We start from the raw sequence: 6,210 nt of genomic DNA on the forward strand, positions 1-6,210 counted from the left end.
AATTACACGCATCTCCCTTTTGTTTTGTTTATTGGTCTAAACAAAGTCTAACAAAATTAGGAGATTGCGTGTTTATTTTTTCTGAATTTTATCTGTACCCCAACAAATATTTTAGAGCCAAAAAGGGATTTAATAAAAATGAAAAAATCTGCGCGACTCCTTTGGAAACAGCATTATGCTAATAACCGTGGAAAGTAAGCAGATTTTTAAAGGATAGGATGTCTTTTCTGACATACCTTTTTGTTTTCAAAAGAAATGTCCCAAAGATGAAAACCTTTGGGACAAGTATATTATTTGTGGTTGTTAATGAACTCAACTAATGCTTCTTTTGGTTGGAATCCAACAGTTTTGCCTTTTAATTCGCCATCTTTGAATAATAATAAAGTTGGGATAGACATTACTTGATATTCCGCAGCAGTAGCTTGGTTGTTATCTACATCAAGTTTTGCGATTTTTACTTGATCTCCGATTTCAGCATCGATTTCTTCTAAAACAGGAGCGATCATTTTACATGGTCCACACCAAGTAGCCCAAAAATCAACTAAAACAACGCCTGAAGCGATTTCTTCTGAAAAGTTTTGATCTGTTACATGAACAATTGCCATTTAAATAGCCTCCTTAAACTAACATCTGAATGTAGTATAGCACGATAGAAAAAATAGGAACAGTAAAGTGAACTCAAATTGAAATATAAAATTTACAATTTTTTTAGAATGCTAAATAAATAGACATTCGTAAAGCTATTCATAAAGAAAAACCTTACCTGTATTTTGGCAAGGTTTTTAACAAATTATCCATTAAGAATTTACTTTTAACGCTTTAAATTCTTCCACTAACATTGGAACGACTTCGAATAAGTCACCAACAATTCCGTAGTCAGCTACTTTGAAAATGTTAGCTTCTGGGTCTTTATTAATTGCTACAATCACTTTTGAATTAGACATACCGGCTAAATGTTGAATCGCACCTGAAATACCGCAAGCAATATAAAGATCCGGTGTCACCACTTTACCAGTTTGACCAATTTGTAGTGAATAATCACAATAATCTGCATCACATGCTCCACGAGAAGCGCCGACTGCACCGCCAAGTACATCAGCTAATTGTTGTAACGGTTCAAAACCTTCCGCCGATTTTACTCCGCGTCCACCTGCCACAACTACCTTTGCTTCTGATAAATCAACACCTGTAGAAGCTTTACGCACTACTTCTTTAATGATTGTACGTAAATTTTGAATGTCTACAGTTAGGGTTGCAACATCACCTGTACGACTTGCATCTTTTTCTAAAGGAGCGATGTTATTTGGACGAATCGTCACAAAGACAATACCATCTTTAATTTTTACTTTTTCAAAGGCTTTACCAGAATAGATAGGACGGATGAATAAAGCATCCTCTCCAGAACCTTCGATTTCTGTAACATCGGAAATTAAACCTGATTGTAATTTCGATGCAATTTTAGGTGATAAATCTTTACCTAGAGATGTATGTCCAAAAACAATCGCTTCAGGTTTTTCTTCCTCGTATACTGCTAAAAAGGCTTGGCTATACCCATCAGAAGTATAAGATTTTAAATGTGGATGCTCTACTGTAACTACTCGGTCTGCACCATAAGCGATTAATTCACTAGCTAATGAAGTAACGCTTTCTCCTAAAAGTACCCCTACAACTTCAGCGCCGTCAGCAATTTGTTTTGCCGCTGCAATTGCCTCAAAAGATACATTACGTAAAACACCATCTCGAACTTCGCCTAACACTAACACTTTGTTTGCCATATGATGATCCCTCCGATACCGTCTTTGTATTTTTAGACTACTTTTGCTTCTGAATGAAGTAAGTTCACAAGCTCTTTTACTTGATCTGCAAGCTCACCTTCTAAAACACGACCAGCTGCTTTTTGAGGCGGTAAATAAATATCTACTGTCTCCACTTTTACTTCTACATCGTCTTCATCAATGTCTAAATCATCCAGTTCCAACTCTGCAAGTGGTTTTTTCTTCGCCTTCATAATCCCTGGTAAAGATGGATAACGAGGTTCATTTAACCCTTGTTGAGCTGTTACTAACAACGGTAAGGAAGTTTCAATAATCTCTGAATCTCCTTCGATATCACGAACAATTTTCACATTTGTCCCATCAATCTCTAAATCTGTAATCGTTGTTACATAGTTAATACCTAGTAAATCGGCAACGCGAGGACCGACTTGACCAGTTCCCCCATCAATTGCCACATTACCAGCTAAAATTAAGTCAACCTCTTTATCTTTTAAATATTCTGCTAGAATAACTGCAGTAGAATATTGATCTAATTCATCTAAATCATCTTCTGTATTAATAAGGACTGCTTCATCAGCACCCATTGCCAAAGCAGTTCTTAGTTGCTTTTCAGCATCTTCGCCACCGATTGTCACTACGGTTACTTTACCGCCATTTGCATCGCGCAATTGGATTGCCTCTTCGATGGCATATTCATCATAAGGATTGATGATAAATTCTGCCCCATCATCTTGAATTTTCCCATTGGCAATGACAATTTTTTCTTCAGTGTCAAACGTGCGTTTTACTAGTACAAAAATGTTCATTTCCCTAACCTCCTAAATGCGATTATCAGGCTGAATTCACAACCCATTTTTTATTATTTAAAGAAATTACTTACCTGAAAAAGTTGGTTTGCGTTTTTCAATAAATGCTTGTATTCCTTCTTTTGCATCTTCTGAATTAAACACGGAACCAAAACTTGCAGATTCTGCTTGAACACCATCATAAAAGCCTTTATGTTTACTATATTGCAACATATCAATCGTTGCCTTTAAGGCAATCGGACTTTTCGTAGCTATTTTTTTAGCAATCTCAATCGTGTTGGATAATAAGTCATCCACAGGGAAGCTTCGAGTTGCTAACCCCCATTGGACTGCCTCAACACCAGTAATTGGCTCACTTGTAAAGAGCATTTCCGCTGCTTTTGCTACTCCAACATAGCGTGGTAGACGTTGTGTTCCAGCAAAACCTGGAATTAAACCAAGCTGCAATTCTGGTAACCCAAGCTTTGCATCTTCAGCTACATATCGAATATGACAGGCCATAGCAAGCTCTAATCCACCGCCTAACGCAGCGCCGTGAATGGCTGCGATAACAGGTTTGGAGAACGATTCTAAACGTTCAAATACTTGTTGTCCATTGCTAGCAAGTTTTGAAAACTCTTCTCCTGAAGATACTTCGGTAAATTCTTTAATGTCTGCACCGGCAGAGAAGAAACGTCCCTCACCGTGAAGAACAATGACACGAATCGCATCATCGTGTTCAACAGCGCTTAACATTTCATCGACTTCATGAATTAAGCCCTTTGATAATGCATTGGCAGGTGGTCGTTGAATTGTAACAATTGCTACCCCTTCTTCAACTTTCCAAGTTAGAAATTCCATTCTCCCACTCCCTTTGTAACAAATATGCTTCAGTTCATTGTACGTTTATATTTAATCGGCCATTACCCCTACTGAAACATCGTTAACCTTTTAAACCGTTTAACAGCAATTGTCTTACTTTCGGTGCTGTTTCGATTAAATCGTATCGGAACTCATTCATGACCCAAGTTGTAATGGTTTCATCAATCGTTCCAAATACCATTTGGCGAGCAATTCGAACATCCATCGTCGAGTTAAACTCCCCTTTTAGCATTCCTTCCACTAAAATCTCATCAAGCAGTTTTAAATACTCTTTTAAAATCGAGTTAATTTTTAACCGGAGATCTTTGTTTGACTGCCTTAACTCTAATTGCGTGACAGTTGCAAGGTGGCGATCATTTGCTAAAACGTTAAAATGATTATCGATCATCTGAGACAATTTCTCTGTTGAAGATTCCCCATTTTCAATAATCTCGCGTAAATTCTCAACGAAAACACCCATTTTCTCACGAAAGACAGAAATCAAAATATCTTCCTTATTTTTAAAATATAAATAGATTGTTCCGTCTGCAACGCCTGCTTGTTTCGCAATCTTTGAAACTTGGGCTTGATGATAGCCGTTTTCAGCGATTGCAATAACGGCAGCATCAATGATTTGTTTATATTTGGGTTTATCTCGTTTCATGTTGTCACCACCAAAAATACAAAAATATGAATGACTATTCATTCATATTTTTATATTATAATTTATAAAACTTTCTGTCAATAAAACCTATTCATTTATTTCGCTTGTAATTCCGCCATTTTTAATTTTTCTTCTTCAACTAATGAACGTCTTAATATTTTTCCGACTGTCGTTTTCGGTAATTCTTTACGGAATTCATATTGTCTCGGTACTTTAAAAGCTGCCAAATGTTCACGACAATATTTATTTAATTCTTCCTCTGTGACGTTTTTCCCTTCTCGTAAAACAATATAAGCCTTCACTGTTTCTCCACGATACGCATCTGGTATACCTGCTACAACACATTCTTGAATCGCTTCGTGTTCATAAAGTACTTCTTCTACTTCACGAGGATAAATATTAAATCCACCTGCGATAATAATATCTTTCTTCCGATCAACGACGTAGAAATAGCCATCGTTGTCCATATAACCTATATCTCCCGTTAAAAACCATCCATTTACGAAACTCATCGCCGTATCTTCTTGACGATTCCAATATCCTTTCATTACTTGTGGTCCTTTTATTGCTATTTCTCCGACTTCCCCAGGAGGTAGTAATTCTCCATCTGATGAGCGGATAATAGCTGCCTCTGTATCTGGCCAAGGAACACCAATAGAACCTTTTACCCGTTTATCCCAAATAAAGTTTGCATGGGTAACTGGCGATGTTTCGGTTAAACCGTAGCCTTCAACTAACTTTCCACCCGTTAACTTTTCGAATTTCTCTTGCACTTCGGCTGGTAATGGTGCAGAACCACTTAAACAAGCTTTTATAGAAGATAAATTATATTTTTCTAAATCTTGATAATTCAAAATTCCAATATACATCGTTGGTGCACCAGGGAATAAAGTTGCCTTCTGTTTTTCAATTGCTTTTAATGTTTGCTCCACATCAAACTTTGGTAATAAAACCATTTTGTTGCCTTTTAAAACCGATAATAGTAAAACCGTCGTCATACCATAAACGTGGAAAAATGGCAGGACACCTAATATAACTTCTTCTCCCGCCTTACATTGGTACATCCAAACATCACACATTTTCGCATTGGCAATTAAATTTTTATGGGTGAGCATAACTCCTTTTGGCGTTCCCGTTGTACCACCCGTATATTGCAGTAGGGCTAAATCTTCCTCGATATCAAATTCCATTTCGATCGGTGTTGCCTCACTCGTGCGTAAAACTTCCGTAAATACATGGGTGAGTCCTTTATGTTCTACTTTCACGTGGAAGCCATATTGTTTTTTCTGAATGAAAGGATAGACGAGATTTTTAGGGAATGGCAAATAATCTTTAATAGCCGTAATGATAACGTTTTCAATTTCAGTTTCTTTTAACACCTTTGTAATACGTGGATACAAAATATCCATTGCTAAAATGACTTTTGCTCCTGAGTCGGCCAATTGATATTGAAGCTCCCGTTCAGTATAGAGAGGATTTGTTTGGACAACGATACCTCCTGCAAATAACGTACCATAATAGGCAATAACAGATTGAGGACAATTCGGAAGCATAATAGCAACTCGATCCCCTTTTTCTATCCCTAGTCGACGTAAGTAATTGGCAAACTTTAAGGACGATTCATATAGTTCTTTATACGTAACGTCTCTCCCCATAAAATGAATCGCTACTTTAGTAGGGCTATGCTCATACGCATTCGTTAAAAAGCTTTGAACAGGTATATTTTCGTAAGTCATGCTGTGAGGTATTTCTTTCGGGTATTGGGAAAGCCAAACCTTCTCAGTCATTCATAACTCCCCTTCGTTTCAAAGTTTTAAATTTTCTTACAATTATTATAATAGAAAAGAAAGACGCTTTCAAACTATTTTTACAAAACTTTCACTTTTTCGCTAGATAATGCGTTTATTTTCTATCTTAAAAACAAATTTAATAGAGTGGAAAAATTTGTAGAATGTTGTCATAAATTGCCCCTTTATATTTTTAATATAGTATTTTTTCATTAAAAAAAAAGAGGCTGGGACATAACTAGCTTCAAATAGTGGGAAAGGTGAATTTGAGGAAACTCAAATTCACCTTTCTCTATTTTTGTATGTAAATTCTTTTTTTCTTTAGTTAATGGCCATGA

The 6,210-nt window shown here is 36.5% G+C and carries 7 protein-coding genes; 1 reads left to right on the forward strand and 6 read right to left on the reverse strand.

Going from position 1 to position 6,210, the window contains the following annotated elements:
- Window positions 1-182, forward strand: a 182-nt coding sequence (locus EC501_RS18570) for a hypothetical protein (RefSeq protein ID WP_206613386.1), incomplete at its 5' end; no start/stop codon positions are given.
- 108 nt (window positions 183-290) lie between these two features.
- Here the strand turns inward: EC501_RS18570 and trxA are convergent.
- The 6 genes from trxA to EC501_RS18025 form a co-directional block, all read right to left on the reverse strand.
- A complete protein-coding gene (trxA, locus tag EC501_RS18000; RefSeq protein ID WP_122973716.1) occupies window positions 291-605 on the reverse strand; it encodes a thioredoxin in 315 nt (104 codons plus the stop codon).
- Between the two features lie 192 nt (window positions 606-797).
- Entirely contained in the window at window positions 798-1,775 is a 978-nt protein-coding gene (locus EC501_RS18005; RefSeq protein ID WP_122973717.1) for an electron transfer flavoprotein subunit alpha/FixB family protein, read from the reverse strand.
- 32 nt (window positions 1,776-1,807) lie between these two features.
- Window positions 1,808-2,581, reverse strand: a complete 774-nt coding sequence (locus EC501_RS18010) for an electron transfer flavoprotein subunit beta/FixA family protein (RefSeq protein ID WP_122973718.1) — start codon at window positions 2,579-2,581, stop codon at window positions 1,808-1,810.
- A gap of 66 nt (window positions 2,582-2,647) precedes the next feature.
- Window positions 2,648-3,421: an enoyl-CoA hydratase gene (locus EC501_RS18015; protein WP_122973719.1), complete on the reverse strand. Its 774-nt coding sequence runs from the start codon at window positions 3,419-3,421 to the stop codon at window positions 2,648-2,650.
- Between the two features lie 82 nt (window positions 3,422-3,503).
- On the reverse strand, window positions 3,504-4,085 hold the full coding sequence (locus tag EC501_RS18020; RefSeq protein WP_122973720.1) for a TetR/AcrR family transcriptional regulator: 582 nt from the start codon (window positions 4,083-4,085) through the stop codon (window positions 3,504-3,506).
- Between the two features lie 95 nt (window positions 4,086-4,180).
- A complete protein-coding gene (locus EC501_RS18025; protein ID WP_122973721.1) occupies window positions 4,181-5,872 on the reverse strand; it encodes a long-chain-fatty-acid--CoA ligase in 1,692 nt (563 codons plus the stop codon).
- Window positions 5,873-6,210 lie beyond the last annotated feature (338 nt).

Origin of the sequence: Lysinibacillus halotolerans (assembly GCF_003711845.1) — a bacterium.
GTDB lineage: Bacteria > Bacillota > Bacilli > Bacillales_A > Planococcaceae > Ureibacillus > Ureibacillus halotolerans.

Bases quoted from the DNA above. Each gene is read 5' to 3' on its own strand.
- EC501_RS18015 (WP_122973719.1), bottom strand. From the start codon at position 3,421: ATGGAATTTCTAACTTGGAAAGTTGAAGAAGGGGTAGCAATTGTTACA.
- EC501_RS18025 (WP_122973721.1), bottom strand. From the start codon at position 5,872: ATGACTGAGAAGGTTTGGCTTTCCCAATACCCGAAAGAAATACCTCAC.
- EC501_RS18010 (WP_122973718.1), bottom strand. From the start codon at position 2,581: ATGAACATTTTTGTACTAGTAAAACGCACGTTTGACACTGAAGAAAAA.
- EC501_RS18020 (WP_122973720.1), bottom strand. From the start codon at position 4,085: ATGAAACGAGATAAACCCAAATATAAACAAATCATTGATGCTGCCGTT.
- EC501_RS18005 (WP_122973717.1), bottom strand. From the start codon at position 1,775: ATGGCAAACAAAGTGTTAGTGTTAGGCGAAGTTCGAGATGGTGTTTTA.
- trxA (WP_122973716.1), bottom strand. From the start codon at position 605: ATGGCAATTGTTCATGTAACAGATCAAAACTTTTCAGAAGAAATCGCT.